Source organism: Staphylococcus sp. EG-SA-2 (genome assembly GCF_017152085.1).
In genome coordinates this window covers 1-1,146 of the sequence record NZ_JACYHC010000844.1, presented here as the reverse complement: position 1 = coordinate 1,146, position 1,146 = coordinate 1, and the positions used below count along the sequence as shown (strand labels likewise).

At 36.0% G+C, this 1,146-nt stretch carries 1 protein-coding gene; it reads right to left on the bottom strand.

Features of this window, described 5'->3' with window-relative positions:
- Positions 1–71: 71 nt before the first annotated feature.
- Positions 72–1,146: family 1 glycosylhydrolase (locus IDG60_RS15130; RefSeq protein ID WP_206160866.1), on the bottom strand; the 1,075-nt coding region annotated here is incomplete at its 5' end.

The window sequence follows — 1,146 nt, the reverse complement described above, 5'->3', positions numbered from 1 at the left end:
TATAACACTGTAGGTCCTACTATATTAATTTATGTCTCGGGCTCTAACCCTAAAATACTTATAATATACCTTTATAATTTATCTCCATTTGATGCTATCACTTGTTGATACCAATAGAACGAATCTTTTTTCAAGCGTTCCATCGTGCCATGACCATCATTATCTCGATCAACATATATTAAACCATAGCGTTTCTTCATTTCACCGGTTGTAAATGAAACAATATCAATGATTCCCCACGGTGTATAACCGATTAAATCTACACCATCTTGATCAACTGCTTCTATCGCTGCTGTAATATGTGCTTTTAAATATTCAATGCGATAATCATCATGAATATGTCCATCTACCACTTCATCAACTGCACCAAAACCATTTTCCACAATAAAAAGTGGTAACTGATAACGATCATATAACACATTCAATGTATATCTTAAGCCATCTGGATCAATCGCCCAACCCCAATCACTCGTTGCGATATGCGGATTCTCCACAGAATGATTCAAACCACCGTTGACGATGTTGTTTTCAACTGTAGTATCAACATCATGTTTTACAGCCGTAGACATGTAATAACTAAAGCCAATATAATCAACCGTGCCCTGCTGTAAAATACTGTCGTCCCCTTCTTGCCATCCAACATCATATCCTTTTCGTGCCAACATTTTTTTAGCATAGCTTGGATAATAACCTCTCACTTGGACATCCGGGAAAAAGAAACGTAAGCGATTCGCAATTTGTGCTTCCATCATATCTTTCGGATGACACGAATATGGATAAATGGGTACATGTGAAATCATTGTTCCAATCTTAAACTTCGGATTAATCTCTTTACCAAGACGAACTGCTAAAGCACTGGCTAAAAGTTCATGATGTGCTACTTGATACAAGACTTCTTCAGGATTATCATTTTCTGTCAATGCTACCCCAGAATTCGTCCATAAAAAGATAGGATTTGATGTGTCCATCTGATTATTAATTTCATTAAACGTCATCCAATATGTAACTTTATCTTTATATCTTTCAAATACAACACGCGCAAAATGCACAAAATAATCGACAACTTCTCTATTTCTAAATCCACCATAATGTTTCGCTAAATGAAGTGGCATCTCAAAATGTGATAACGTCACAACAGGTTCAATA